Origin of the sequence: Dialister succinatiphilus (genome assembly GCF_928721695.1) — a bacterium.
GTDB classification, from domain to species: domain Bacteria; phylum Bacillota; class Negativicutes; order Veillonellales; family Dialisteraceae; genus Dialister; species Dialister succinatiphilus.
Genome location: NZ_OV788641.1, coordinates 1,417,061 through 1,442,570, shown reverse-complemented (window position 1 = coordinate 1,442,570; position 25,510 = coordinate 1,417,061). Strand labels below are relative to the sequence as shown.

26 protein-coding genes and 12 tRNA genes are annotated in these 25,510 nt (G+C 50.4%); 2 read left to right on the top strand and 36 right to left on the bottom strand.

The window, feature by feature from the left end; all coding sequences use genetic code 11:
* Nucleotides 1-60: 60 nt before the first annotated feature.
* From NW747_RS05995 to cobT, 14 genes are all read right to left on the bottom strand, one after another.
* On the bottom strand, nt 61-1,218 hold the full coding sequence (locus tag NW747_RS05995; RefSeq protein WP_273185891.1) for an MFS transporter: 1,158 nt from the start codon (nt 1,216-1,218) through the stop codon (nt 61-63).
* 130 nt (nt 1,219-1,348) lie between these two features.
* Nucleotides 1,349-1,433 (bottom strand) — tRNA-Leu (locus tag NW747_RS05990).
* A gap of 35 nt (nt 1,434-1,468) precedes the next feature.
* Nucleotides 1,469-1,554 (bottom strand) — tRNA-Leu (locus NW747_RS05985).
* Nucleotides 1,555-1,559: 5 nt separating this feature from the next.
* Nucleotides 1,560-1,635: transfer RNA gene (locus NW747_RS05980), tRNA-Phe, on the bottom strand.
* 7 nt (nt 1,636-1,642) lie between these two features.
* Nucleotides 1,643-1,719 (bottom strand) — tRNA-Asp (locus NW747_RS05975).
* A 3-nt stretch (nt 1,720-1,722) separates the two neighbouring features.
* A tRNA-Val gene (locus NW747_RS05970) sits at nt 1,723-1,798 on the bottom strand.
* A 4-nt stretch (nt 1,799-1,802) separates the two neighbouring features.
* A tRNA-Glu gene (locus NW747_RS05965) sits at nt 1,803-1,877 on the bottom strand.
* Nucleotides 1,878-1,882: 5 nt separating this feature from the next.
* Nucleotides 1,883-1,958: transfer RNA gene (locus NW747_RS05960), tRNA-Lys, on the bottom strand.
* Between the two features lie 2 nt (nt 1,959-1,960).
* Nucleotides 1,961-2,035 (bottom strand) — tRNA-Gln (locus tag NW747_RS05955).
* Between the two features lies 1 nt (nt 2,036).
* Nucleotides 2,037-2,112: transfer RNA gene (locus NW747_RS05950), tRNA-Asn, on the bottom strand.
* Between the two features lie 34 nt (nt 2,113-2,146).
* A tRNA-Gly gene (locus NW747_RS05945) sits at nt 2,147-2,221 on the bottom strand.
* 309 nt (nt 2,222-2,530) lie between these two features.
* On the bottom strand, nt 2,531-3,310 hold the full coding sequence (gene larC, locus NW747_RS05940) for a nickel insertion protein (protein ID WP_273185889.1): 780 nt from the start codon (nt 3,308-3,310) through the stop codon (nt 2,531-2,533).
* Nucleotides 3,310-4,332: a nicotinate-nucleotide--dimethylbenzimidazole phosphoribosyltransferase gene (locus tag NW747_RS05935; RefSeq protein ID WP_008858515.1), complete on the bottom strand. Its 1,023-nt coding sequence runs from the start codon at nt 4,330-4,332 to the stop codon at nt 3,310-3,312. The genes larC and NW747_RS05935 overlap by 1 nt, the downstream gene beginning before the upstream one ends.
* Nucleotides 4,329-5,378, bottom strand: a complete 1,050-nt coding sequence (gene cobT, locus NW747_RS05930; protein WP_273185885.1) for a nicotinate-nucleotide--dimethylbenzimidazole phosphoribosyltransferase — start codon at nt 5,376-5,378, stop codon at nt 4,329-4,331. Before cobT ends, NW747_RS05935 begins: the two co-directional genes overlap by 4 nt.
* Nucleotides 5,379-5,613: 235 nt before the next feature.
* Between cobT and NW747_RS05925 the strand changes: the two genes are divergently transcribed.
* The gene (locus NW747_RS05925; protein ID WP_273185883.1) at nt 5,614-7,035 is read left to right on the top strand and encodes an aldehyde dehydrogenase family protein; all 1,422 of its coding nucleotides are present in this window, start codon (nt 5,614-5,616) and stop codon (nt 7,033-7,035) included.
* Nucleotides 7,036-7,124: 89 nt separating this feature from the next.
* Complete coding sequence (locus NW747_RS05920; RefSeq protein WP_273185880.1) at nt 7,125-7,703, top strand: DUF2939 domain-containing protein; 579 nt, start codon at nt 7,125-7,127, stop codon at nt 7,701-7,703.
* Nucleotides 7,704-7,791: 88 nt separating this feature from the next.
* Here NW747_RS05920 and NW747_RS05915 read toward each other — a convergent pair whose 3' ends face one another.
* The 22 genes from NW747_RS05915 to NW747_RS05810 form a co-directional block, all read right to left on the bottom strand.
* Nucleotides 7,792-9,012 (bottom strand): class I SAM-dependent rRNA methyltransferase, encoded by a 1,221-nt coding sequence (locus NW747_RS05915; RefSeq protein WP_273185878.1) that lies wholly within the window; start codon nt 9,010-9,012, stop codon nt 7,792-7,794.
* A 213-nt stretch (nt 9,013-9,225) separates the two neighbouring features.
* Nucleotides 9,226-10,362, bottom strand: a complete 1,137-nt coding sequence (locus NW747_RS05910; RefSeq protein WP_273185875.1) for an alpha/beta hydrolase — start codon at nt 10,360-10,362, stop codon at nt 9,226-9,228.
* 18 nt (nt 10,363-10,380) lie between these two features.
* On the bottom strand, nt 10,381-10,923 hold the full coding sequence (locus tag NW747_RS05905) for a flavodoxin family protein (protein WP_273185872.1): 543 nt from the start codon (nt 10,921-10,923) through the stop codon (nt 10,381-10,383).
* Nucleotides 10,924-11,038: 115 nt separating this feature from the next.
* Nucleotides 11,039-11,920, bottom strand: a complete 882-nt coding sequence (locus tag NW747_RS05900; protein ID WP_008860473.1) for a LysR family transcriptional regulator — start codon at nt 11,918-11,920, stop codon at nt 11,039-11,041.
* 21 nt (nt 11,921-11,941) lie between these two features.
* Complete coding sequence (locus NW747_RS05895; RefSeq protein ID WP_273185870.1) at nt 11,942-12,304, bottom strand: DUF488 domain-containing protein; 363 nt, start codon at nt 12,302-12,304, stop codon at nt 11,942-11,944.
* Nucleotides 12,305-12,474: 170 nt separating this feature from the next.
* A complete protein-coding gene (gene groL / locus NW747_RS05890) occupies nt 12,475-14,088 on the bottom strand; it encodes a chaperonin GroEL (protein WP_008860471.1) in 1,614 nt (537 codons plus the stop codon).
* Between the two features lie 32 nt (nt 14,089-14,120).
* A complete protein-coding gene (groES, locus tag NW747_RS05885; protein ID WP_008860470.1) occupies nt 14,121-14,402 on the bottom strand; it encodes a co-chaperone GroES in 282 nt (93 codons plus the stop codon).
* A gap of 199 nt (nt 14,403-14,601) precedes the next feature.
* A complete protein-coding gene (gene murB / locus NW747_RS05880) occupies nt 14,602-15,528 on the bottom strand; it encodes a UDP-N-acetylmuramate dehydrogenase (protein ID WP_273185867.1) in 927 nt (308 codons plus the stop codon).
* Nucleotides 15,525-15,881 (bottom strand): YlbF/YmcA family competence regulator, encoded by a 357-nt coding sequence (locus NW747_RS05875; protein ID WP_008860468.1) that lies wholly within the window; start codon nt 15,879-15,881, stop codon nt 15,525-15,527. The genes murB and NW747_RS05875 overlap by 4 nt, the downstream gene beginning before the upstream one ends.
* Nucleotides 15,868-16,377: a tRNA (cytidine(34)-2'-O)-methyltransferase gene (locus tag NW747_RS05870; RefSeq protein WP_008860467.1), complete on the bottom strand. Its 510-nt coding sequence runs from the start codon at nt 16,375-16,377 to the stop codon at nt 15,868-15,870. The genes NW747_RS05875 and NW747_RS05870 overlap by 14 nt, the downstream gene beginning before the upstream one ends.
* A gap of 18 nt (nt 16,378-16,395) precedes the next feature.
* Nucleotides 16,396-16,797, bottom strand: a complete 402-nt coding sequence (locus NW747_RS05865; protein ID WP_008860466.1) for a hypothetical protein — start codon at nt 16,795-16,797, stop codon at nt 16,396-16,398.
* A gap of 151 nt (nt 16,798-16,948) precedes the next feature.
* Nucleotides 16,949-17,290 carry a 50S ribosomal protein L19 gene (gene rplS / locus NW747_RS05860; protein ID WP_008860465.1) on the bottom strand — a complete coding sequence of 114 codons (342 nt, stop codon included), beginning with the start codon at nt 17,288-17,290 and terminating at the stop codon, nt 16,949-16,951.
* Between the two features lie 312 nt (nt 17,291-17,602).
* A complete protein-coding gene (gene rpoD, locus NW747_RS05855; protein ID WP_008860464.1) occupies nt 17,603-18,805 on the bottom strand; it encodes an RNA polymerase sigma factor RpoD in 1,203 nt (400 codons plus the stop codon).
* A 273-nt stretch (nt 18,806-19,078) separates the two neighbouring features.
* A tRNA-Arg gene (locus NW747_RS05850) sits at nt 19,079-19,155 on the bottom strand.
* Nucleotides 19,156-19,162: 7 nt separating this feature from the next.
* Nucleotides 19,163-19,238 (bottom strand) — tRNA-Pro (locus NW747_RS05845).
* A gap of 167 nt (nt 19,239-19,405) precedes the next feature.
* Nucleotides 19,406-19,840 carry a Holliday junction resolvase RuvX gene (gene ruvX / locus NW747_RS05840; protein ID WP_008860463.1) on the bottom strand — a complete coding sequence of 145 codons (435 nt, stop codon included), beginning with the start codon at nt 19,838-19,840 and terminating at the stop codon, nt 19,406-19,408.
* Nucleotides 19,837-21,036, bottom strand: coding sequence for a DUF3084 domain-containing protein (locus tag NW747_RS05835; protein ID WP_008860462.1), 1,200 nt, complete (start codon nt 21,034-21,036; stop codon nt 19,837-19,839). Before NW747_RS05835 ends, ruvX begins: the two co-directional genes overlap by 4 nt.
* Before the next feature lie 227 nt (nt 21,037-21,263).
* The gene (locus NW747_RS05830; protein WP_008860461.1) at nt 21,264-22,349 is read right to left on the bottom strand and encodes an LptF/LptG family permease; all 1,086 of its coding nucleotides are present in this window, start codon (nt 22,347-22,349) and stop codon (nt 21,264-21,266) included.
* A 31-nt stretch (nt 22,350-22,380) separates the two neighbouring features.
* A complete protein-coding gene (gene lptB / locus NW747_RS05825; protein ID WP_273095607.1) occupies nt 22,381-23,103 on the bottom strand; it encodes an LPS export ABC transporter ATP-binding protein in 723 nt (240 codons plus the stop codon).
* The gene (locus NW747_RS05820) at nt 23,100-23,951 is read right to left on the bottom strand and encodes an LptA/OstA family protein (RefSeq protein WP_008860459.1); all 852 of its coding nucleotides are present in this window, start codon (nt 23,949-23,951) and stop codon (nt 23,100-23,102) included. Before NW747_RS05820 ends, lptB begins: the two co-directional genes overlap by 4 nt.
* A complete protein-coding gene (lptC, locus tag NW747_RS05815; RefSeq protein WP_008860458.1) occupies nt 23,948-24,493 on the bottom strand; it encodes an LPS export ABC transporter periplasmic protein LptC in 546 nt (181 codons plus the stop codon). Before lptC ends, NW747_RS05820 begins: the two co-directional genes overlap by 4 nt.
* Nucleotides 24,490-25,476 (bottom strand): lysophospholipid acyltransferase family protein, encoded by a 987-nt coding sequence (locus tag NW747_RS05810; protein ID WP_273185860.1) that lies wholly within the window; start codon nt 25,474-25,476, stop codon nt 24,490-24,492. The genes lptC and NW747_RS05810 overlap by 4 nt, the downstream gene beginning before the upstream one ends.
* Nucleotides 25,477-25,510: the final 34 nt, after the last annotated feature.

Below are 25,510 nucleotides of genomic sequence, written 5' to 3'. Positions count from 1 at the left end.
AGGTATAAGGTATAAATTTCTTTTATTATATCATATGAAACCTTCTATGTTTGAAACAGGTCATTCCTCTTTTTTCACAGCGGGAAGGGTGAAGGATACGGCCGCTCCCATAAGGCCTGCCACCCAGAGAATCTGGAGGGCTGTCTGAAGGCCCCATATATCAGCTGCCCAGCCAACCAGGGGTGCAACCATGCCGCCCAGGGTGGTAGAAAGTCCCAGGGTCACGCCGGAGGCAAAGCCGGCATTTCTCCCCAGATAGGTCTGCCCCAGGATAACGATGGGACTATAGGGCATGAATACGGAAAGGGCCGCCGGAATCAGAAGCACAAAAGCCCATGTCAGGCTTTCTGTGTGAGTGAGAAGAAAATAGGCCGGTACCATGGAAAGAAAGGCCAGGTGAATGATCTTCAGAAATCCCATTTTGTCTGCCAGCAGACCGCCCAGATAGGTAAAGCAGGCCCCCAGCCCGAAAAGAATGGACAGCGCTGTGGTTCCCTCCCCTTCCGTGGCCCCCAGTACGTGAATCCAGAGGAGCGGGATGAAGGTATTGCTTAAGGTAAATCCAAGAGAACGGGCCAGTATTAATACGGACAGCTTTCCAAAAGATATCCAGTCATTCTTTCTTTCCACTCCCCCAAGAACCCGGGCTTCTTCCTTTTCTGCCCGGGCCATGGCAGGGCGAAGGGAAGCCATGCAGCGGACTAAGGCAAGTGCCATAACCGCATTAAGGATACCGAAGATCAGGAGGAAATGGATGCCCAGCCGGTAGGCGCAGAAACCTGCCAGAAGGGGGCCTATGGCAAACCCCGCATTGCCGCCTACAGAGAAGATTCCCATGGCCCGGCCTTTCCGGCTTCCGGAAATCCGATTCACCATAAGGGCCGCTTCCGGATGAAAAAGAGCACTGCCTATGCCGCAGCAGAGAGCTGACAGGAAAAGGAACGCATAGCCTGGGGCAAAGCCTGCGAAAGAAATAGCGGTCCCGCAGATCAGAGGGCCCAGCGGCACAAACCAGGGCTTGGAAACCTTATCGGAATAATAACCAAAGAGCGGCTGCATGACAGAAGCAATGAGCACATTGGCAAAAACCAGCAGGCCTGCTTCCTGGTAAGAAAGACCGAAGCGGGCAATGAAATAGGGAAGCAGCGCCGGTATGGCGCCCTGAGACCAGTCTGTGGCCAAATGCCCTAAGGCGAAGAAGTAGACCGACGAATGCATGGAAACCTCCTTTTTCCTTTTATTATATGGCAAAGAGGAGAAAAAATCCTGTGCATCCCTAAGCAGAAAGCACTTTCTTTTCGGGCACAAAAAAACTTCCAAGTTCAACACTTGGAAGTTCATTTTTGAGTGGTGCGGTCGGAGAGATTTGAACTCTCACGGATTACTCCACTACCGCCTGAAGATAGCGCGTCTGCCAGTTCCGCCACGACCGCATATGAAGTTAAACAACAAGTAATTAGGAAAATTGTGGTGCGGCTGGTGAGACTTGAACTCACACGATCGAAAGATCACTACCCCCTCAAAGTAGCGCGTCTGCCATTCCGCCACAGCCGCATATATGGTGCCTCAGAACGGAATCGAACCGTTGACACAAGGATTTTCAGTCCTTTGCTCTACCAACTGAGCTACCGAGGCAAAATTGTGGCGACCCGGATCAGATTTGAACTGACGATCTCCGCCGTGACAGGGCGGCATGTTAGACCACTACACCACCGGGCCGTTTGGTGGGCGATAACAGGATCGAACTGCTGACATTCTGCTTGTAAGGCAGACGCTCTCCCAGCTGAGCTAATCGCCCACATTGGTGACCTGTGCGAGATTCGAACTCGCGAACCCGCCGTGAAAGGGCGGTGTCTTAACCACTTGACGAACAGGCCACATATGGTGATCCATCCGCGACTCGAACGCGGGACACCTTGATTAAAAGTCAAGTGCTCTACCGACTGAGCTAATGGATCATTGGCAGGGGTAGTAGGATTCGAACCTACGCATGACGGAGTCAGAGTCCGTTGCCTTACCGCTTGGCGATACCCCTATGGCTCCTGAAGCAGGGTTCGAACCTGCGACATCGTGATTAACAGTCACGCGCTCTACCGGCTGAGCTATTCAGGAATCTATAGCACATCCTCTCGGATGATACTAACTATGGAGCGGAAAACGGGACTCGAACCCGCGACCCCAACCTTGGCAAGGTTGTGCTCTACCACTGAGCTACTTCCGCATTTGTTAGCAACGATGCCATTTTATCATTGCTTTCGTCGTTTGTCAAGTCACTTCTTGAAATTTTGTTTCTCAGTGATTTGACCCTCAACGTCACGTCCTATACTTTATCACATTGTGACATTTCTGTCAACAGGAAGTTTTGAATCAGTCAAGATCTCATTTCCTGCCTTTGGACTTCCGCCGTGCGACGAAAATGATTATAGCTCATTTTTCTTCTTTTGGCAAGCCCCTTTTTACAAATTATTTAAAAAAAGCATAAAAATACACCGGCATCCATGGGAGATGCCGGTGCGGTCAGTCAGAAGCCCTATAAATCCAATTCTGCGCTCATGCCAAAGACCTTCATGTGCCTGCTGAAGACAGACTCTCCACGGTCTGTGAAATATCCCAGATATTCTGCCAGGGTATTATCGCCTGTCGGCTTTTCAGCGCTGGAACTGCCATAGGCAGTGCGGTCCGTAAGGAACCTGCCGTCCATGGGCATGAAGGCAGCCGAAAGACCTTCCAGCATGGCTGCTGCAAAAGGATCCACATCCTCGGCAGGCACTTCTTTCCCCACTGTGGAAACGGCATCGGTCAAAATAGCAGCCGATGACTTTCCTTTCTCCGTTTTTCCTTTGGAAATGGTAAAGGAACAGGTAAAGAGGGTTTCCACCTCCAGATAGTCCAGGCATGCCAGGAAGAGGTAAAGGGATATCAGATTTTCCTCCGATACGCCTGCCCGCCTGAGGTCCACCACATCCGCCGGAATTTCATCAATGGCATGAGACACGCCGGCGGTTAAGGCGGAGAATACCTTCCATCCCGTTTCTTCCCACTCCGGCGCTCCTTTGCTGCAGATGTCCTTCCAGATTCTGAAAAGGTCTGCCTGCTTTAAAAGAAGGGGCTTGTCCCCATAGGGCGGGATATGGAAATAATGAGCGGAAATCTGAGCTTTCGGATTGGGCTTTTCAATGAAATTGTCCGGAAGGCCGGCATCCTTCAGCTTTGATTTCAGGTACACCGGCGGCACCCCCATGTCGATGAGGCCGCCAATCATCATATCTGCCGTCAGTTTTCCGTAGCATCTGATAAAAAGGGCTTTCATTATTTAATCTCCTTTCTCTGCCTCCCGCTTCCTGCGCCGTCGATGGCCACATCCACGTCGGCGGTGCCAAAGGTTTTCATCTGGTTCAGCATGTCAATGGCCGCATCCAGAAGGGAGAGGCCCAGGGCTGATCCGAATCCTTCGGCTTCTGTGAAATCATAATGGAGGAAAGCATTCATCTTGAGTTTCTGCATCTGCATTTTATGAATCGGTTCTTCATAATAGACTGAAGGAAAAATGAAGTTTCTGATTTCCGGATACACCGTCACTGCCGCCAGCACGGCCGCTCCGGTCACTGCATTATCAAAGACTACGATCATGCCTTTTCTGGCCGCTTCCACCACGAAGCCAAAGAGAGCTGCAATTTCCGCAGAACCCACTTCCGCCAGATTGCCCACCGGGTCTTTGGCAAAATCCCCGACACCGGACAAAGAGAGCTGGAAGCTGCTTCCCTGAGAAACTTTCATCAGGTCTTCCTTCATAATGGATGCCGTCACTGCCAGGGCGGAGAGAAGGGATCTTTCCCCTATGTTTCCTATCCCTGCCGCTTCCACGCCCTGGGCAGCCAGGGTTTTGGCCACAGACATGCCGAGGGAAATGGCATTTTCCACCACCTCATCATCCATGGCAGGCCTGCCGTGATGGGTGCCGTGAATCATTTTCTTTGTAAGCACTCCTTCTATATCGGAGGTATCCTTTTCAAGGCCTGCATCAATGAGGTACACCGGCGACTCCAGCTGCCGGGCAATGACATTGACCGGCCCGTATCCTTGGGCCACCAGCTTCATTTCATCATGAGAGAGCTGGCCTTTTGTTTTATTTTCTCCGTCCACTGCCGTATCGCCGCCGAAAATAACCAGGGCCTTGCTGAGATAGGAAGGCTTGACAATGCCTGTAATACCGGCGATGCGGACTGCCATTTCCTCCAGCTTTCCCAGAGAATGGATCGGTTTAATCAGGTTATCCACGTAAAGCTGGCAGGCTTTCATCACATCTTCATTTAACTTTGGAATGGAACTCATGCTTTCACCTCCTCATCTTTAGCCGCGCATTCCCGATATACGGAAAGGGCATAGTCCAGCATTCTTGTCTGAATGCCGGCACCAATGGCTTCACCCAGGCGAAAGTCCAGGTCAATGTATTCCGTCAGTCCCAGGGCAGCCAGCGATTTTTTGTGGGCCTGTTCCAGGGACAGATGAGACGCCATAAGGTAATGGACCACTTCCGGACACAGAGCTTTGGCAATGAACGCACTGGCGGTGGTGTTGAAGCCATCAATGATGGTGAGAGCATGGTTGGCAGCGGCCCCCAGGATGACGCCGGTCATGCAGCCGTATTCAAAACCGCCCACCTTGGAAAGTACGTCCAGGCCGTCATTGGGATCAGGATGGTTCACATCCATTGCCCTCTGCACCACATCGATTTTATGGCGGAGCCGTTCATCGGAAATATTAGTGCCCCGGCCAGTGACTTCGATGGCATTCCAATGGTTGAAAGCCCCCAGGATGCAGGCGGAGGAAGTGGTATTGGAAATTCCCATTTCACCGATGGTAAATACCCGGTACCCCTCCCTGGCCTTTTCATCTGCAATTTCGATACCCGTTTCAATGGAGCGGATTGCCTCCAGACGGGTCATGGCCGGCCCTTGGGCAATATTTTTCGTACCCCGGGCGATTTTCCGGTCCAGGAGGTTCGGTACGCCGCTCATGTCAGCATTGATTCCCATGTCTACCACCACCATGTCAGAGCGGGCATAATAGGCCATGGCATTGGCTGCAGCCCCCTTCGTTTCCACGTAGGCCTTTGTCATGCCTACGGTGGTGGACTGGGGATAGGCGGAAACCCCTTCTGCATAAACGCCGTGATCGCTGCAGGCAATGACGGTGCAGCACTTCGGAATGTCCGGCATGGCCTCCCCTGTTACACCGACAAACTGGGTCACCATGGTTTCCATTTTTCCCAAGTCCCCCATGCCTGTGTACAGATTCTTCCACCGGGATGCTGCCTTTTCCATGGCCCCTTCATCCAATGGCTGAATCTGGTTCAATGTTTCATCCAGTAAACCCATTCAAACCTCCTTATTATATTTTCATTAATTTTATATTAACCTATTAGCAATAGATTCAACTTCATTATACCATGGATGGATAGATTTTCTGTACTTCCCCTCTCATTGTATCCTGCAAATAAAATGGCTATAATAAAGAAAAGGCACAGGCCTTTGCAATTTCATCAAACCGAAGAAGGGGATAGAAGTCATAGGCTATTCCCTTTTTCATTTTGCGAAAGGGAGGTTTTTACCAGTGGATTTTGAAAAGCTTTACATCGGCGGCCAGTGGACTGCCGGCGCGTCAGGCCGGTTTATCGAAGTAGAGAATCCCGCCACCCGGCAGATTTTTGCCCGGGTGCCCGCCGGAAATGAAGAAGATGTGGACAAAGCAGCCAGAGCAGCTCATGAGGCCCTTCCGGCCTGGGCCGCCCTTCCGCTGACGGAGAGAATCGATCTGATGGAAAAGTTCCTTGCCATTTTCAAAAGCCAGGAAAATGACCTCATTGACATCACCATCAAAGAGCTGGGCTCTCCCTACAGCTTTACCAAATCATCCCAGGTGGAATACCAGTACGTACGTACCCGTTCCTACATAGATCTGGCGCCGAAGGTTCCTCTGGTAGAAAAGATGGCCTATTCCACCACCTACCGGGAACCGGTGGGCGTTATCGGATGCATTACGCCCTGGAACTATCCCCTGGGGCAGGTCATCCAGAAAATCGTACCGGCCCTGCTCATGGGAAATACGGTGATTTTAAAGCCAAGCCAGCATACGCCCCTTTCTTCCTATTACCTGGCAGAAGCCTTTGAGAAAGCCGGCTTCCCGAAAGGCGTATTCAACCTGGTTACCGGCCGGGGCGGTGAAGTGGGCAATGCCCTTTCCTCCCATCCCCTGGTGGATATGATTTCCTTCACCGGCTCCACCTCCGGCGGCGTAACGGTAGGCAAGAAGGCCCTGGAGTCAGTGAAACACATCAGTCTGGAACTGGGCGGTAAATCTCCCTATGTGATTCTTCCTGCCAAAGATCATGACTACACCGAACCTATCCACCTGTGCTTCAACAGCGTCTTCCTGAATTCCGGGCAGACCTGCACTGCCTTCTCCCGCCTCCTCATTCCGGCAGAAGAAAAGGAAACCATAGAAAAACAGCTGACAGAAATCGCCAAAGAATATACAGTCGGCAGCCCCGAAAGCCATGAAGTAAAGCTGGGCCCTGTGTCCTCCCTGCAGCAGTACAAAAAGATTTCCGAATATATCAGAAAGGGCATGGATGAAGGAGCCCGCCTCCTTCTGGGCGGACTTCCGGACTCTCCGGATAAGGGCTACTACATAAAGCCCACCATCTTCACCGATGTGAAAAATGATATGACCATCGCCCAGGATGAAATCTTCGGGCCCGTGCTCTGCGTCATTACCTACCGGGATGAGGACGATGCTATCTCCATTGCCAATGATGTACGCTACGGCCTCAACGCCGGTGTGTACGGCCCCAAGGACAAAGCCATCGCCATGGCCCATAGAATCCAGGCAGGCAACGTATACATCAATGCCAGCCCCCGTGATACGGCAGCTCCCTTCGGCGGCTACAAGGAAAGCGGCATCGGCCGGGAAGGCGGCATTTACGGCATGCTCGAATTTACCCAGCAGAAGGCCCTCTTCGATACAGGAAAATAGCCTCTTTCCTCACAGGACTTTCCCTTCAGGGGGGAAGCCCTGTTTCTTTTTTCTCCCTTTCGATATAATAAAGAAAAAGGAGGAAATCTATGAACAACACCATCGTAAAAAAAGCTGTCCTGGTCCTGGCCCTCATCCTCTGTGCCGCCGGAGGCTGGTACGTTTTCTACTGGTCCAGAACTCCGGCCTATGCAGCAGGGGAAATCCAGCAGGCCCTGAAGAAAAAGGACCTGCAGCTTTTCAAGGAACGGGTAGACATGGATAGGGTCTATGGCTCTGCCGTAGATGACACCGCCGCCTACCTGGCTTCCGATGGCAGGGTGGACCATGAGCTGGCTGCTTCCCTTCTGAAAATGCTGAAAAAACAGGCCGTCGATGAAATGGTGCGCCAGACGGAAATCCGCTTTACGGAAGGAAATGGCAAGGAATCTTCCGGCAAAGCAGGAAAAATCATGTCTGCCTCCCTGGGCTCCGCTGCCCTTTCCCTCACTGATATTCTGGACGTAAAGGAAGAGAATGGCAAAGCCCTGGTGTATGTGAAGGTTCATGATAAAAAACTGGACAAAGACTTTACCTGGCAGGTGCTTATGGAAAAGGATGTAAACGGCAGCTGGACCGCCGTAAAAATTCTGAACCTCAGGGACTACCTGCAGGAAAGAGCCCGCTGAAGGGTGCAAGCAAAAGGACGCTGAAGAAATGACAGTCATTTCTTCAACGTCCTTTTGCTTAGCATATAAATACGTAATTTCCCTGTGGTCAGATGATCTGGAACAGGAAGAATTTCAGGTAATAGGTTTCCGGCACCGTCATGAGAATGGGATGGTCCGGTGCCTGCTGGCGGAATTCAATCTGCCTTAAGGTGACTCCGGCGTCCCGGGCTGCTTCCTTCACCATTTTCACAAAAAGTTCTTCTCCCATGAAATGGGAACAGGAACAGGTGGCCAGATATCCGCCCCGGGGCAGGATTTTCATGGCCCTGTAGTTGATTTCCTTGTAACCCCGGAAGGCTTCGTGCACGGTCCTGCCGGATTTCGTGAAGGCTGGCGGATCCAGGATGATGTAATCATATTCATGATTCTTTGTGCGGTCCAGTTCCGTAAGGAAGTCAAATACGTCCGCCCTGACAGCCTGGATAGGAAGACCGTTGATGATGCCGTTATGGGCAGCCATATGCACCGCTTCCTCTGAAATATCCAGAGCCGTCACCGAAGCGGCTCCGCCTTTGGCCGCATTCAGCGCAAAAGCGCCGGTATGAGTAAAGCAGTCCAGCACATGGCGTCCCCGGGCAATGGAAGCTGCCGCCAGGCGGTTGAATTTCTGGTCAAGGAAGAACCCTGTCTTCTGCCCATTCTCCACATCCACCGTATAGCGGATGCCATTTTCTACAATGTCCACCAGGGTCTTTTCCTCTTCCGGAGCAAGAAGAGGGGAATGGTAAAATCCCTTGTACTGCTCCATGCCCTCCAGTTCCCTGATTTTCACATCATTTCTTTCATAAATGCAGGATACGGGAAGATTTCTTTCCCGAAGCACTTCGATAAGACCGTCAAGGAAAAGGTGCTTCCTTTTTTCCATGCCCAGGGATAGCACCTGCACCGACAGCACATCGCCGAAACGGTCCACCGTCATGCCCGGCAGCTGATCCGCTTCGCCAAACACCAGACGGCAGCAGTCATAATCTTCCTTCCTCATCACCTGGAGACGGTAATCGACGGCATAGGCAGCCCGCCTTTTCCAGAAAGCATCATCGAACCGGTCGTTGGCATTGGTGGAGAAGATGCGGATGGTAATTTTGGAATGAGGATTGTAAAACCCGGTCCCCACAAATTTCCCTTTGGAAGAAAGGACCTTCACCATGTCTCCTGGCGCTATGCCTTCATCCATATTTTTGATTTCAGAGCCGTAAATCCAGGGATGTCCTCCCCTGGCCGCCAGTTCCGCCCGTTTGCTGATGGTTACCGTTTTCAGTGCTTCCATGTGTGTCTCCTGTCATAAAAATAGAAATCATATGTCTGTTATTTTACCACAGGAAGCACCAGGGCTTCAAAGCAGGAAGAAAAAGGAAATCCCGGAATTGACCGCTCCGGGAAGTGCCGGGCTTTGCAGCCTGTAACAGATGGAAACAGGGGCTGTGAAAAAAGGTAAATTCTTTCTTCACAGCCCCTCTCCCTGATCTTTCTATCCTTTTCATCACCCCAGGTACTTGTGGAAGAAGGCGGCGATTTTGTCGAAGGGAATCTTGTCCATGTTGTCATAGAGGTCTGTGTGGCTGGCACCGGGAACGATAAGGAGTTCCTTGTTGTTTCCTTTCAGTTTCTTGAATGCATCTTCCGAAAAATAACGGGAATGAGCTTTTTCACCATGAATCATGAGGACAGGGCTTTCGATTTCGTCCGCATAGGTCAGAAGAGGCATATTCATGAAGGACAGGGCACTGGTCAGGTTCCATCCGTCATTGGAGTTAGGAGACCGGGGATGATAGCCTCTCTTTGTTTTGTAATAGTCATAGTAATCCTTCACAAACTGAGGCGCATCTGCCGGAAGAGGATCTACCACACCGCCGTCTCTCTTGTAGTTTCCATTTCTATAATCTATGGTTCTCTCTTCATTGAGAGCCTTCCGCCTTTCCATCCTTTCCTTCTTTAAAAGGGTCTGGTCCTTTTCATAGTCAAAATAGCCATTGGCAATCACCCGGCTCATATCATACATGGTGGATGTAACGGTAGCTTTGATTCTTGTATCCATAGCCGCGGCATTCAATGCCATGCCGCCCCAGCCGCAGATGCCTGCAATACCGATTTTATCCGGATTCACATCGTCGCGGCTGGTAAGATAATCCACAGCTGCCGAGAAATCTTCCGTATTGATGTCCGGACTGGCCACATTTCTGATTCTGCCGCCGCTTTCTCCGATAAAGGATGGGTCAAAGGCTATGGTCAGAAAACCCATTTCCGCCAGCTTCTGGGCATAGAGACCTGCCGCCTGTTCCTTGACGGCACCGAAGGGGCCTGCCACAGCCAGGGCCGCCATTTTTCCTTTTCTGTTTTTCGGCCTGTACAAGTCCGCCGCCAGAGTTATGCCATAGCGGTTGTGAAAGGTGACCTTGCTGTGATCTACCTTGTCACTCTTGGGAAAAGTTTTGTCCCAGGTATCAGTGAGCTTCAGCGGTTCCTCTCCCTGCCAGGGAGTCGTAGAAATCCGGCGCGCCCCGTTTCCCTTTTCTCCCTGGCTGTTCACATCGGCCGCCTCCGCCGTCATCACAGAGCCTGCCAGAGCAAGACCGGCCAGGGCAAGAATCATCCATTTTATTTTCTTTACATTTTTCATTCTGTTTTCTCCCTTGATTTATTGCACATGCATGCCAGCCACAAAGGCTTCATGAAGCTCTTTATGATTTTCAATATCTCCTGCCTCTGTCACGCCGCCGGCAAATACCACACCTGCCAGGCGGGCCTTGGGGAAACAGTCAATCCAGCCGGTCAATCCGGAAATGGCTCTTTCCGGTGTATGGGGATTGTCATCAGCTGCAGCCATCAGAAGGTATACATCCCGGAAATGGTATTCCTGAGAAAACAGGGGATTGCACCGATCCAGCAGAGTCTTCAGCTGTCCGCTGATTCCGTAGTAATAGATGGGCGTAGCAAATACCACCACATCGGCATTCCCTATTTTTTCGCAGAGAACCGCCCCGTCGTCCTTCTGGTAACAGTGAAATGTTTTCTGGCAGGACAGACATCCGCTGCAGAATCCCAGCTTCCTGCCTGCCAGGGAAATCAATTCCGTTTCATTTCCTGCCTTTTCTGCTCCCTGTGCAAAAGCAGCTGCCAGCCTTTCTGAATTGCTGTTCCTTCGCAGACTGGATGATATAATGATTACCTTTTTACCCACAAAAATACCTCCTGCCTTATCATGAAATCCATAGACTTTCTACGATTTTATTATAAGCAGGAGGTTTTTCAATAGCTAATGCCTGTTTATTTCAGTTGACCATGCCCATAAAGCATTATGAAAAGCAGCTCTCCATCCTCTCTTTCAGCAATTCCGCTGCTTTGGAAAGAAGGCGTCCTTTTTTCCATATGATGAAGTTACCACTGAATAAAGCGGGAATAAAGGGGCGGAATACAAGGTTCGGACGGAAATCGGTACCACAGGGGACGAGCCCTTCAAAAGTAATCATGCTTCCCAGCCCCTGCTCCACGAGAAACGACGCATTATAAGCCAGATTGTAAGTAGCTGCCACGGTGAGGGCGCTGTAATCCCCCATCCACCGCTGGATCTCATTTCGAGAGGTAAGCTGGGCTGACACAATCAGCGGTTCCTTCTTGAGATCCACTGCCCGGATGCCCGGTTTGGCTGCCAGCGGATTATCTTTCCTCATAATCAGGCCCCATGTATCCCGATGAGGCAGCTGGATATAGTTATAATCTTCCGGAGGCTGACTGCGGCAGAGAAGGGCAAAATCCAGGAGTCCCCTTTCCAGATAATCCAGTGACTGTTCACCGTTTCCACTTAAAAGATGCAGATGGATATCCCTGTACTGCTGAAGTACCGGCGCCAGAGCCGATATGACATCACTCACCGCTTCCGTTTCGCCGCTTCCCACATACACATCGCCGGCTATGGTTTCCCCCAGATGGGAAAACTCATAGACCGTCCGTTTTTCCAGCGCCATGATTTCCTCAGCTCTGGCTTTAAAAAGAACGCCCGCCTCGGTCAGTGCAATCCTTCTCTTCCCCCGTACAAAAAGGGGTGCCCCCAGTTCCTCCTCCAGCTCCCGCAGCTGCCGGGAAAGGGTGGGCTGGGTCAGATGCAGCCGGTCTGCGGCCTTTGTAATATTTCCTTCCTCCGCCACTGCCAGGAAGTACTTCATAACCCTTAATTCCATGGTATCTCCTCATCCTGCATTTTACGAAAAGGCCTTTTCCAGAAAATGGTGCAGTACCACGGCCTGGTTGTGTTCCCTGTCTCTGGCTCCATAGAGAAGAGTCACCCTGCCCTCCTTAAGATGGCTTTTCACCAGGGAAAGGAAATCCTCCTTTCCCGGATTATGATCCAGCTCCTGCAGATACTTTTCCCTGAATGCCTCATATTTTTCCGGATCATGGCCGAACCATTTCCGAAGCTCCGAAGAGGGAGCCATGTCTTTGGCCCAAAGGTCCAGTGCCGCTTTTTCCCTGGAAATGCCCCTCGGCCACAGCCGGTCCGTCAGAATCCTGTATCCATCCGATTCTTCCGGACTTTCATATACCCGTTTCAACTGTATGTCCATAGTCAAGACTTCCTTTCATGCTCCTATTGTATCATGGTTTATAAAAGGAAAATGTGACGGCCGCAAAATTTTCGTTTTTCCGGAAAATCCGGTTACAAAAAGACTGTGAAACCATAGGTTCATGATCTCACAGTCTTTTTACATACTACATGGTCTGATGATGAATCAGATTACATCATTCCGCCCTGGGGCATAGGAGGCATAGCCGGTTTTTCTTCCGGAATATCGCCTACTACAGCTTCCGTGGTGAGAACGAGGGCAGCAATGGATGCTGCATTCTGCAGTGCGCTTCTGGTTACTTTAGCCGGGTCTACAATGCCTGCTGCCAGCATATCTTCATACTTATCTTCTGCTGCGTTGTAGCCGATGCCGTCGCCTGCTTCTTTGACCTTTTCAGCTACGATAGCGCCTTCCAGACCTGCGTTGTCGGCAATCTGGCGTACAGGAGCTTCGATGGCATGACGAACCAGGTTCACGCCGGTCTTTACGTCCCCTTCTGCTTTGATGGAATCAAGGCTGCTCTGGATATCCAGGAAGGTTGTGCCGCCGCCGGCAACGATACCTTCTTCTACAGCAGCTCTGGTAGCATTCAGAGCATCTTCAATGCGGAGTCTCTTATCTTTCATTTCTACTTCAGTAGCTGCGCCTACTTCGATGACAGCAATGCCGCCGCTCATCTTAGCCAGACGTTCCTGGAGTTTATCTTTATCGAACTGGGAAACAGCTGCCTTGTACTGTTCACGAATCTGTTCCACTCTGTGTTTGATGGCATCCTTGTCACCGGCACCGCCTACGATGGTGGTGTTGTCCTTGGTGATGCGGATCTGATGAGCAGTGCCCAGGTCATCCAGGGTTGCGCTCTGGAGCTTGCGGCCCATATCATCAGAAATTACATGGCCGCCGGTAAGGATGGCAATATCTTCCAGCATAGCTTTGCGGCGATCGCCGAATCCCGGAGCTTTGACAGCAGCGCATTTCAGGGTGCCGCGGAGTCTGTTCACTACCAGGGTAGCCAGTGCTTCGCCTTCCACATCTTCAGCAATAATCAGGAGTTCCTTGCCGGAGCGGGCAACCTGTTCCAAGAGCTGGAGCAGATCCTGCAGCATGTTGATCTTCTTGTCGGTAATGAGGATGTATGGGTTATCCATGACGCATTCCATCTTATCCGGGTCAGTTACCATGTATGGGGAGAGGTAGCCGCGGTCGAACTGCATGCCTTCCACCACCTTCAGGCTGGTGCCCATGGTCTTGGAATCTTCTACTGTAATAACGCCGTCGTTGCCGACTTTTTCCATAGCGTCAGCAATGAGGCCGCCGATGGTCTTATCAGCAGAGGAAATGGAAGCAACCTGAGCAATGGCTTCCTTTGTCTTTACAGGAACAGCCTTCTTCTTGATTTCATCTACAAGAACTTTCACTGCTTCTTCAATGCCCTTCTTCAGGACCATGGGGTTGGCACCGGCAGCTACGTTTCTCATGCCTTCATGAATCATGGACTGAGCCAGCAGGGTTGCAGTGGTGGTGCCGTCGCCGGCTACATCATTGGTCTTGGTGGCTACTTCTTTAACAAGCTGGGCACCCATGTTTTCAAAGGGATCCTTCAGTTCGATTTCACGGGCAATGGAAACACCGTCGTTTACGATGTTCGGAGCGCCGAATTTCTTATCAAGAACCACATTGCGGCCTTTCGGTCCCAGGGTAATCTTGACTGCATTAGCCAGCTGGTCAACGCCCTTCAGAAGAGCTGCGCGGGCTTCTTCATTATAAAGTACTTTTTTAGCCATTTATATCACTCCTAAGATTTGAAAACTAAAAATTAAAGAATAGCGAGGATATCTCTTTCAGCAAGAAGCAGGTATTTTTCACCGTCTTCATCAATATCTACGCCGGAATATTTAGCAAAGAGCACATGGTCTCCTACTTTGACTTCAAAAGGAAGACGGGTACCATTGTCCAGCACTTTGCCGGAACCGATAGCCATCACTGTACCTTTCTGGGATTTTTTCTGAGCTGTATCCGGAATCAGGATTCCGCCTTTGGTCTTAGTTTCTTCTTCATCAACTTTAACGAGAACACGATCTGCCAATGGTTTTAACATGTTTATTCCTCCTTTGACTATTAGCACTCACTAGCATCGAGTGCTAACTTACTTTTCTATAATACATAACTTTTCTCAAAAATGCAAGTCCTTTATTAAAAAAAAATCATAGCCAAAAGAGACATACAAAAAGAACCGGCTCACAAAGCCGGTTCTTTTTGTATGCGGCCCCTGATTCCATGAAGAAACCAGTGACTCCTTATCTTTCCTGTTTGACCCCTTCACCAAGAATCCGCACATCCAGGGGTACGTGGATATGGTAATTGTCCATAATCCGCTTCTGCACTTCATGGAGCACTGCCAGTACATCCTTGCAGGAAGCGTGGCCGTTATTCACCACAAAATCCGGATGCTTGGTGGACACCTGGGCATCTCCGACGGAGAAGCCGATGAGGCCGCAGTCCTTAATCATGGGTCCCACATGGTATCCCGGCGGACGGAGGTACATGGTGCCGGCGCTCCTCTTTTCCAGAGGCTGCTTGGTTCTTCTGGAAATCTGGTGTTCCGTCATGTTCCTCTTGATTTCATCAGCATTGCCCGGTGCCAGATGGAGCTTGGCCCCCACAATGATATCACCGTTATGCATGAAAACGCTGTCGCTGTCGCCATAATGGAGATCATCCCATCCATAGGTACGGTCTTCCGTGCCGTCACTGGAAATGGTATACACTTCCTCCACCACGTTCTTCATCTGACTGCCGTAGCCATTGGCATTCATGAATACAGCGCCGCAGAGGGTGCCAGGAATACCCACAGCCCATTCAAAACCTTTGAGGCTGTTCTTTTCCGCAAAGCGGGAAATGGTGCCGGTGCCTACGCCGCCCATGGCAGTAATCCAGGTTTCATGACAGGTCATGTCCTGCTTCAGGCGGCTGGTGCACACCGTAATCCCCCGAATGCCCAGATCCGATACCAGAAGGTTGGAGCCGCCGCCGATAAAGGTGACGGGAATGCCCTCCTCATGAGCTCTAGAAAGAACCTTCTTCAGTTCCTCCGTGGTCTGGGGCATGACAAAGCAGTCTGCCGGTCCGCCGATGCCATAAGTGGTGTGGCGGCTCATAGGTTCATCCAGCTTGTACTGCCGTTCAGTTAAAATTCCATCAAGAAATGCTTTCCAGTCTGTCATTGTTTATTCAATTCCAATACATCCATACCCTGCGCCATTGCATCGGATACAATCTTCTGCAAATCCGCAGCTACCTGATTCCAACGGATAAATGCCTGGAGATATTCCTGGGCATTGCTGTTGTTGCTTACCAGAACAGCCAGCTCCTGCAGATGCTGGTAGCTGTCCTCGTCTTCCTTCTGTCCTGCCAGTTTGGCATAATCAGCTTTCATCTGGGCCATGATATATTCCTTCACCATTTTCCTGGCTTCCTCATCACCCTTGATCTTTTCAGCTGCCGCAGTCAAACGTTTCATTTCATCGCTTTCCTTGATGGCCCTTGCCAGATCATAAGCTGCATCATACGTATTCATGGGTGTCCCTGCCTCCTTTAAACAACCGGCCGCTTTCCTTCAAAAGATGGGGAAAACCGGTCTGCCTCAGTGCTTCCAGTGCCACAATGGCCACCGCGTTGGATAAATTGAGAGAGCGAGCTTCTTCTATCATGGGAATCCGGATACAGTCCTCCCGGTGGGCCAGGAGCATATCCTCCGGAAGCCCTTTGGTTTCCTTGCCGAATACCAGCACATCATCTTCCCTGAAGGATACCTGGGTGTAGGCCTTCACGGCCTTGGTGGTATTGTAATAAAAATGATGGCCCTTCAGCATCCGTTCCACCGATGAAAAATCGGGATGCACATGAACCTCCAGAAGGTCCCAGTAATCCAGGCCCGCCCTTTTCAGATGCTTGTCATCAATGGAAAAACCAAGGGGTTCCACCAGATGTAGAGTCAGATGCTCCGCTGCGCAGAGGCGGGAAATATTTCCTGTATTGCCCGGAATTTCCGGCTCCACTAACACAATATGCATAGATATCCTTTCATGAAATCAGAAATAGCTTCCATATCGATCGCGATACTTGTCCACCTGCTCTCTTCCGCCATAAAATTTGAATGTTTTCGGTTTCTGTTTGCGGTAGGAAATCTGATAAATGGGGCCCACATCCAGTCCATTCACCGCAATGCGGTAAATGTTGTAATGGAATCCATCGCTCTTCTGGGGAACCGGAAGGCCTACAGCCTCTACCCCCTCATTAAAAGTAAACGCCGGCTCATAGTCCTTTGCCAGGAAACGGGCGGGATCAAGCTCCTCCTTCGTCAGAGGATCCGCCATTTCCACTTCCACCGTCAGCTCATCCACCACGAATACATTCTTTATTTTATTAGCAGAAACAGGCAGTACCATTCCTAAAGATAATAAGACTGCCGGAATGACATATTTATATTTCATAGGTTCCTCACTTATAAAATACCAAAACCCTGTGCCCTCCCTGCACTTTTACTATTCTATCACATCCGGGCAATGAGAAAAACAGAGGTCTCTGAATAGAGTCTATTTTTTCCAATAAAAAAACTGCAGCAGCGCTGCAGTTTTTTTACCATTATTTTCTTTCCTTGATTCTAGCTGCTTTACCAGACAGGCCGCGCAGATAGAACAGTTTAGCACGACGAACAATGCCGCGGCGCTTCACTTCAATCTTTTCCAGACGGGGAGAATGAACCAGGAATGTTCTTTCAACGCCTACGCCGTAAGAAATACGACGAACGGTGAAAGTTTCTCTTACGCCGGCATTTTTACGGGCAATTACGATGCCTTCAAATACCTGTACACGTTCAGTCTTTCCTTCGACAACCTTTACATGAACTCTGACGGTGTCCCCCGGGCGGAATTCAGGAATGTCATTTCTGAGCTGTTCATTTTCCAGTGTTTCAATAATGTTCACGATCTTTTCCTCCTTCTCACAAGACATTCATGCCGATCGCTTTTGGCAGAGGACTGTCCAGACTAACAGTAGCATTGTATCATACTTTTTCTCCCATTGCAATGAAAAAGCAGGTACTTTGATGCTGAATGCTTGAATATTATACTACAGGAAACACAGAAAAGCCAGTGAAAAATGATTTCAGAAACCGAATTCATGAAGACACTCTGCGGCCCGACCTGCCAGGAGCTTTATGCCGATGACTCTTCGGGAATGCCATACAGCACCCGATGAAAAAAAGAGCCGTGCCCTTTCCGGCACAGCTCTTCTCCCTTACAGTCCTGCCATGGGCATGGCCTGTTTTTTCAATTTTTTCAGCGCTTTTCCTTCGATCTGGCGAATACGTTCGCGGGTTACACCAAAGTGCTTGCCTACTTCCTCCAGCGTACGAGGCGTACCGTCATCCATGCCGAAGCGGAGTGCCAGGACGCCTTTTTCCCTTTCTGTCAGGGTATCCAGCATCTTGTAGACCTGTTCTCTTCTCATGGTAGCTGCTGCTTCATCTTCCGGAGACGCTGTCTTCTGGTCTTCGATGAAATCGCCTAAATGGGAATCTTCCTTTTCACCGATTGGCGTTTCCAGGGAAATGGGATCCTGGGCTGCTTTCTTGGCTTCCCGGATTTTTTCCACACTGATGCCCATTTCCTTGGACAGTTCCTCATTGGTGGCTTCCCGCCCATGTTCCTGCAGGAACCGGCGGCCTACACGGTTCATCTTATTAATGGTTTCCACCATATGTACCGGCACGCGGATGGTGCGGGCCTGATCGGCAATGGAGCGGGTAATGGCCTGACGAATCCACCAGGTGGCATAGGTAGAGAACTTATAGCCCTTGGTGTAGTCAAACTTGTCCACTGCCTTCAGAAGACCGATATTCCCTTCCTGAATCAGATCCAGGAAAGGCATGCCGCGGCCCGGATATTTCTTGGCAATGGACACCACCAGACGAAGATTGGCATTGGCCATTTCCTTCTTGGCAGCCCTTGCTGCTTCCTTCTCCTCCGGAGTGGCATCCTTCTTCTTGCCCTTTTCGATAATCTTTGCCAGGTTCATTTCCTGTTCTGCACTGAGCAGGGGATTAGCACCACATTCGCGAAGATAAAGCCGTACCGGGTCGCTGACACCGCCGGCAGCTCCATAATCAGCCTCTTCCGTTTCTGCTGTATCGGAAGAGTTCCAGTCCTTATCGCCTTCCAGACCGTCTTCTTCGTTTTCAAGAATCATTTCTTCGGAGAGATCATCATCATCTCCGTTGAAATCAGCCTCATCCGGCTCTCCTGCGTCTTCATCTTCATCATAAACGAGATCAATATTGTGTTCATGAAGAAGATTAAAAATCCCATCCAACTGTTTCTGTGTCAATGATTTTTCTTTTGTGAAACGGATGATTTCATTATATGGAAGATTACCATCCGCATTGACCCGTTCCTGCAGTTCCTTTAGCCACTGTGCAAGCTGTGCTGCCTTAGCTGCCAAATTAGGGACACCTCCTCAAACATTCCAATATGTTTTACAATATACATCTGTCAGGGAGCTTCTATATGATTGTTTCCTGCTTCCTCGGAAGCCTTTTATGAAATAGCCCGCCCTGTTTTTCTTAAGTTAGACTACAATGATACTCTACTAATAGAAAAAAATCAATAGAGAAAATATATTCCCCATAACAATAGAAAGGAGGCGCAGGCATTTTCAAAAAGCCTGCCCTCTTCCCTTCATGAAAAAAGCATTCCTTCCGGAATGCTTTTCTGCTGGTGACCCAGGAGGGATTCGAACCCACGACCCACCGCTTAGAAGGCGGTTGCTCTATCCAGCTGAGCTACTGAGCCATATTTATGGTCGGGGCAGCCGGACTCGAACTGGCGACCCCCTGCTCCCAAAGCAGGTGCGCTACCAACTGCGCTATGCCCCGTGACACTTAGATATTTTATTACATCTCTCCCATTTCGTCAAGAGGAAAAATGAGAAATATGGGTGAACCCGTTTCCTGACAAGTTGACTTGCCCTGCTCCTATGACGGATGGGAAACTGCTCGCAAAGGGTTTCCTATTGTGATAATTCAAAATAATCCCACGCCGTCTACACCTTCCTATGGCCTACGTCTTCCGCTTTCACATGACCCAGGTAGATATTTCCAATAATCCAGGCCACATAGTCATCCACCGGCACGGGAATGGTGCGCATGCCCTCTGGAATGAGACGGGCCAGGCCTTTGGGGGGATGGTCTTTTCGATACCACTGCTCTCCCATTTCGGTGGTATATTTTTCATCCACCAGAATCACAGGGATATCCCTGTCCATAGCCTGGAGCAGCTTCTCACTTCGTTCCTTCATTTCCCGGTGGCGGGTGCCGTTACCCATGATGAGGGCCCGGGGGGTGAAGGAAGAGAGGAGCTTTGCTATTTCTTTTTCATAGTTTTTTGTGGGAATCACTTTCTTCACCACCAGGCTGCCATCTTCCTCTACCACGGCGCAGCCCGTCTTATCCCTGCCCGGATCAACTGAGAGTATCATGGATTTCCATCCTTCCTGTCCACCCGTACGTCAATGAGGAGGGGCCCCTGGGAGTAGATATCCCTTCTGGCGGTGACGGTAAGTACGCACTGACCGCCGTATTCCTTCACCTTCTGGATCACGTCAATCAGCTCCTGTCCTTCCAGCACGCCTACATTGCCGGTAATGGGGTCCGGCAGCACGCCTTTGGACTGGGCATAGCGGTTCAGATCCTTTAGGAAACGAAGCACCTGGAGTTCATAGTTTTTAATATTCTGGTAAGCATCCAGGTTTCCGCGATAAATCGTTTCCCCTCTGCTGAAGATAAGGCGGTTGTCATGGATATCAAAGTCTACAATCAGTCTTTCACCGCGGATCAGATTCTGGGCTGCCACAATCCGGACCAGTTTCTTGTTCTTTGCTCCGGTGATTTCCTGGACGGCGCTGTCAAAATCGGCCTGGCTGATACGGACCAGGTTGGCATTTTCATCGGTAATGTTCATCTGCTGCTTCAGCATGTTGTTAATATCGTTCAGCACACTTTCCAGCACATGGGCTGCCTGATCCCTTGTCATGTTTTCGTCCACCGTAACACTGGTAAGCACCTGGCCTGCCTGCATGACCACCTGTCCTTCGCGGAGGGCATAAATATTTTCCAGAAGGGTTTTCTTTTCCTGGTTCAGAGTATGAATGTTGCTGCTCAGATCTTCCTTTGTTTTCTCCAGATCCCGGATTTCCGCAGCAGACCGTTCCACACCGGCCTTAGCTTCATCATAGGCATCCTGCACAGAAGAGAGTTCCTGTTCCATATAAATGCGCTGGCTCTCCACCCGGTCCAGCTCCTTCGACGTTTCTTCCGATTTCTTTGTCACATCTTCATATTCTTTATTTCGTGCTTCCAGCTGGAGCTTTCCCTTTTCCAGTTCCCGGTTCTTCACCTTGATTTCCTGGTTCAGGTCATTCATCCGGGTCTGCAGTTTGGACAGGCCAAAAAGAGCCACCCTCACATTTTCATTCACCACGGCCATGACAGCCACGGTGGAAAAGGAAATGAGTACGCCCGAAATAATGGTAACGATGACTGATGTATATTTAGGCCGGAGTCCGAAAAGAGTCATCCTTTTTTTGCCTACCTTGGAGCCGATACGGTCTCCCAGGAAGGCAATCACCCCGCCCATGACAATGAGGACAAGAAATATGGCGGCCCCTATAAACATGAAACTCCTCCTTCCCTTTCATTTGATCTGAAACTTATATCTCAGCAGAATCTTATTTTATTATACCGTTTTTTCTGCTTTTATGAAATACCGGTATGCAAAAGGTAAGGGGAATCGTGGTTTCCTATGGAGGCGATTCGCAGTATCCCCATGACGGACGGGAAACTGGCTGCGAATGGTTTCCTTCCATGAAAAAAGAGCCGCAGGTATTCCCACGACTCTTTCTTTTATTTATCTACTCGATGAATAAGCCAGCAGCCTGTGAAGAGGGCAATAAGGTTCGGCAGCCATACGGCCAGGGTGGCCGGCATGACGTGGCCTTTTCCCAGAGCTTCCAGGAAGGTCATAATAGCGTAGTAGAGGAAGATGATGACTACGGAAAGGCCAAAGCCGATGGAGGAGGAGGATCTCTGCTTCTGTACGCCCAGGGGAGCTCCTACGATGGCGAAAACAAAGCTGGCCATGGGGAGGGAGAAGCGGCGGTGCACTTCCATCATAATGGGAGTCGTATCCGCATGGGCTGCCGCGTAGGCCTTCTTGGTCAGGAGCAGTTCGCGGATGGTCATTTCATCATAGTTTTTCTTTTCCTTCGGAATATCTTCCGGTGCCTGGGCATAGGGGATTTCCTGACGGTCAAAGTGCATCATGCGGTCCACACCGTCGCCGGTGAGATCATAGATGATGCCGTCGTTCATAATCCATACGCCGTTTTTCCAGATGGCCTTGGGGGCATTTTCCACCCGGGTCACTTCTTCATTCTGGAATTCCTGGACCGTAATATTTTCCAGTTCCTTGGTGGCCGGATTGTACCGTCTTGCATAGAGCAGGTGAACGATTTTCCCATTCTGTACATCCCGCACCACCACATGGTCCGTGACACCGGGATTGAAGTTCTTCTTGATTTCCGTGTTCAGCACATATTCATATTCCCGATTCGTCCAGGGCACCACATATTCATTGAATGCCACGGCACAGAGGCTGATGAAGAGGGAAAGAATGAATACCGGCGCTGCCAGCCGAAGGAAGCTCTGGCCGGAGGAGCGCATGACGATAAGTTCGCTGGAGCCGGACAGTCGGGAGAAGCACATAAGCGCGCCCAGAAGGACTGCCATGGGGAAGGTGTATACCACGATGCGGGGCAGTGCGAGGATAAAGATTTTAAGGGCGGAGACAGGGGATGCGCCGTATTTTGTTACGTAGCTTGCGATCTTTAAGAGGGTGTCCGCCCCCAGAAAGATGGCTGTAAAAGCTGCAACGCCGAAAAGAAAGGGCCCGAGAAATTCTTTTAATGTGTATTTGTCCAAAAGTCTCATCAGAATTTCCCTCCCTGATTGGTTGAATCTGTCATAAGCTGAAATTTTCCCCCAAGTAGAATTTCTTCGCCACCGGATTGACGGCAATTTCATGGGCCTTTCCCTTAAGAAGGATCTTTCCTTCCGAAAGGATATAGGCATTATCCACAATGCGCAGAGTTTCCCGCACGTTATGGTCGGTAATCAGAATGCCGATGCCCCTGGTTTTCAAATGCATCACTACGCTCTGGATATCTTCCACGGCCAGGGGATCCACCCCTGCGAAAGGTTCATCCAGAAGGATAAAGGCGGGGTCCATGGTCAGGGCCCTGGCGATTTCCACGCGGCGCCGTTCGCCGCCGGAGAGGGCATTCCCCTGGGTGTCTTTCACATGGCCGATATGGAATTCGTCCAGAAGGGCTTCTGCCTTTTCTTTCCTCTGGGCCGGGGTCAGTTCTTTTCTCGTTTCCAGAAGGGACATGAGGTTTTCCCATACGGTCATCTTCCGGAACACCGAGGCTTCCTGCGGCAGGTAGCCGATGCCGAACTGATGGCGCTTGTAGATGGGCATGCCCACCAGGGAGGTGCCGTCTACGGTAACGTCTCCTTCGTCGGGCTGGATAATGCCTACGATCATATAGAAAGTGGTGGTTTTGCCTGCGCCGTTAGGTCCCAGAAGGCCCACGATGGTTCCCTGCTCCACTTCCACATTCACATGGTCCACTACAGTTCTTTCCCCATATCGTTTGATGAGATTATGTGTTTCTATCTTCATTTGCTGTCCCTGGTCTCCAAAGGAGCCCCGGCTTCTTCAGGCCGTCCTGCAATAGGAGTGGCTGCCGTTACCGGTCCCTGAGGCACACTTCCTGTGTTGGAGGAAGAGCCGCTGGTACCGGAGGTGCCTTCCGTGCTTCCTGTATTGGTAATAACGATGGTGCTTCTTCCTGTCGTTTCAACTACCTTATCCTCATCCCGGAGCACCAGTTCCGGTCCGGTGAAGGAATTGCCGTTCTGGTTCACCCAGGCATTGCCGGAAAGCACCAGTTTGCCATCGGTGCCTTCTCTGCCGGTTCTTGTATAGACGGCCTCATCACCATAGCCTACAGCATTATGAAGGCTGCTGGTCAGGTTTACCCCGCCGGTGGCTACGACCTTGACCTGTTTCAGGTTGCCCTCGATATGAGGAGCTTCCAGAGTGCCATCGGGAGAGGAAAGATAGCCATTCCCTTCGATTTTCCCAAATCCCGTATCCGGGTTGTACATGACGTCGTCTCCCTTCAGGGTACGGTTTTCCGCCCCGTCATGGAAATCAACGCTTCCCATGCCCCGGGCCGTCTTATCCTGATAGAGATACATGCGGTCTGCAGAAAGGGTGGTGGCCTCTTTTACATAACGGACGCCTCCTTCCAGGTAAGCGCTCCTGTCTTCAAAATGGTATTCGCCCTGGGCACCGGTAATAGTAGCGCCCTGGTTGGCATGGATCACCACGTCGCCTTTAGCGGTAACCACCTTTGTTTTTCCATCATAGGTCAGCACATCTGCCGTAATATCGTCGGCCATAACGCTTCCAAAAGCGCCTGCAGAAATAGCCAGTGCTGCCAGCGCCGTATATAAGAATCTCACTTTGCCCCCTCCTCTTCTGCCAGTTTTGCATGTCCTCTGGCGGTAATTTTCTGAAGGACCCGATCCGCATCAAACTCATCAGCAGTCAGTACCTTTCCATCCTTCTTGACCACGAAAGCCTTATCTGTGGAAAGGATATCCTTATTTCCATCGTAGGTCAGGTTTTCGGCATAAAGCTCTTCGCCATCCCTGCCATACCCTTCTACATTTCCTTCAATATAAACGGTTTTGGCACCACGGTCAATCCGGCCTTTATCAGCCTTCAGGTGGAGTTCATCACCATCTTTCATAAAATCGCCTTCCACCTGCTCCATATCAATAAAATTCTGGTCCTTGCTCACCGTTGCATGGCCTGCCTTGAAACGCCATACAATCTTGCCATCCTTTGTTTCCTTCACGTCGGAATTATGAAATTCAATGGACGGAGCGGAGGAAGAAGCAGTGTTCATGCCCTTGTTGTCATCTTTAAAGAGGAAATAAATGCCTGCTGCGAGCAGGAGTATGATTACCACAATCAGAATCAGATTCCGGTTCTTTTTCATTCCTTTCCTCCTTTGGTTTCGTTCCAGTCTTCAGCCATGCCGGATGCAAATTTTTTCTTGTCTTCCGGAGCCAGTTCATTATACATTTTAATCTTTCCCGGCCTTGTCCAGAACAGGTGCTGGAACCACAGCCAGTCTTCAGGATGTTCTTTGATGAAGGACTCCATGATGGAAGCCATTTTCTGGGAGTTCCGGAGGAGATCCCCCTTCCTGTCTCCCGTGTCTTCGTAGTAGAAATGTTTTCCTACACAGATGGTATGGCCCCTCCCGCCCGGATTTCTTATGATGAAAATAGGAACAATGGGGGCTTTGAATTTTTTGGCAAATACCGCCGGTCCCTGGGGGAAGGAGAATACGCGGTTCATAAAAAGCACCGGTACACCCACCTTATTTCCGTCCTTGTCGGAAAGGAATCCCAAAATATGGTTCTTTTTCATAGACCGGGCTGCGGCAATCATTTCATAGCCCCCGGTGCCGGTGAGGTAAATGTGCTGTCCCGCCATGGCCCGATAGCTGTTGATCATCTTCATCAGGGCATCGTCGGACTGCTTTTTACCGATGGCCGACGTATCATAGCCGTGAAGGGCCAGACCTGCACCGAGCCACTCCCAGTTTCCCATGTGGGCCGTAAGACCTACTATGCCTTTTCCTTCCGCGTAGGCCGCTTCCAGATATTCAGGATGGTCGATTTTCACATAATCGTTGATATGGTCCTTCTCCCGGCATAAACGGGGCATGTAGAGCATTTCCATGGCCGACATGCCGATATGCTCATACACCTTCTGCAGCAGTTTTTCCGCTTCCGGACGAGAGACGCCAAGTCCGATCATGATCTGCCGGATTCCGCGTTTCTTCTGTTTTGCTATGCGGTTCATAATGCAGGGCCCCAAAAAGCGCCCGATGGCCAGGATACGGTCGTAGGACATGGAGCAGAGAAGACTGCTGATTCCCTTCAATATCCCGTAACGTACATTGAATAACATGGCTTCACTTCTTTCCGGAAAACTTAATCATTAT

What these genes read in the sequence shown, in the direction of transcription:
- NW747_RS05995 (WP_273185891.1), bottom strand. Translation starts at nt 1,218, where the DNA reads ATGCATTCGTCGGTCTACTTCTTCGCCTTAGGGCATTTGGCCACAGAC.
- NW747_RS05900 (WP_008860473.1), bottom strand. Translation starts at nt 11,920, where the DNA reads ATGGAATTAAGGGTTATGAAGTACTTCCTGGCAGTGGCGGAGGAAGGA.
- groES (WP_008860470.1), bottom strand. Translation starts at nt 14,402, where the DNA reads ATGTTAAAACCATTGGCAGATCGTGTTCTCGTTAAAGTTGATGAAGAA.
- groL (WP_008860471.1), bottom strand. Translation starts at nt 14,088, where the DNA reads ATGGCTAAAAAAGTACTTTATAATGAAGAAGCCCGCGCAGCTCTTCTG.
- NW747_RS05870 (WP_008860467.1), bottom strand. Translation starts at nt 16,377, where the DNA reads ATGCATATTGTGTTAGTGGAGCCGGAAATTCCGGGCAATACAGGAAAT.
- NW747_RS05935 (WP_008858515.1), bottom strand. Translation starts at nt 4,332, where the DNA reads ATGAGTTCCATTCCAAAGTTAAATGAAGATGTGATGAAAGCCTGCCAG.
- NW747_RS05835 (WP_008860462.1), bottom strand. Translation starts at nt 21,036, where the DNA reads ATGTTTATAGGGGCCGCCATATTTCTTGTCCTCATTGTCATGGGCGGG.
- NW747_RS05810 (WP_273185860.1), bottom strand. Translation starts at nt 25,476, where the DNA reads ATGTTATTCAATGTACGTTACGGGATATTGAAGGGAATCAGCAGTCTT.
- NW747_RS05895 (WP_273185870.1), bottom strand. Translation starts at nt 12,304, where the DNA reads ATGGACATACAGTTGAAACGGGTATATGAAAGTCCGGAAGAATCGGAT.
- lptC (WP_008860458.1), bottom strand. Translation starts at nt 24,493, where the DNA reads ATGAAAAAGAACCGGAATCTGATTCTGATTGTGGTAATCATACTCCTG.
- lptB (WP_273095607.1), bottom strand. Translation starts at nt 23,103, where the DNA reads ATGAAGATAGAAACACATAATCTCATCAAACGATATGGGGAAAGAACT.
- NW747_RS05920 (WP_273185880.1), top strand. Translation starts at nt 7,125, where the DNA reads ATGAACAACACCATCGTAAAAAAAGCTGTCCTGGTCCTGGCCCTCATC.
- murB (WP_273185867.1), bottom strand. Translation starts at nt 15,528, where the DNA reads ATGACAGACTGGAAAGCATTTCTTGATGGAATTTTAACTGAACGGCAG.
- NW747_RS05875 (WP_008860468.1), bottom strand. Translation starts at nt 15,881, where the DNA reads ATGAATACGTATGATGCAGCTTATGATCTGGCAAGGGCCATCAAGGAA.
- NW747_RS05915 (WP_273185878.1), bottom strand. Translation starts at nt 9,012, where the DNA reads ATGGAAGCACTGAAAACGGTAACCATCAGCAAACGGGCGGAACTGGCG.
- cobT (WP_273185885.1), bottom strand. Translation starts at nt 5,378, where the DNA reads ATGGGTTTACTGGATGAAACATTGAACCAGATTCAGCCATTGGATGAA.
- NW747_RS05910 (WP_273185875.1), bottom strand. Translation starts at nt 10,362, where the DNA reads ATGAAAAATGTAAAGAAAATAAAATGGATGATTCTTGCCCTGGCCGGT.
- larC (WP_273185889.1), bottom strand. Translation starts at nt 3,310, where the DNA reads ATGAAAGCCCTTTTTATCAGATGCTACGGAAAACTGACGGCAGATATG.
- NW747_RS05830 (WP_008860461.1), bottom strand. Translation starts at nt 22,349, where the DNA reads ATGAGACTTTTGGACAAATACACATTAAAAGAATTTCTCGGGCCCTTT.
- NW747_RS05865 (WP_008860466.1), bottom strand. Translation starts at nt 16,797, where the DNA reads ATGAAATATAAATATGTCATTCCGGCAGTCTTATTATCTTTAGGAATG.
- ruvX (WP_008860463.1), bottom strand. Translation starts at nt 19,840, where the DNA reads ATGATACTCTCAGTTGATCCGGGCAGGGATAAGACGGGCTGCGCCGTG.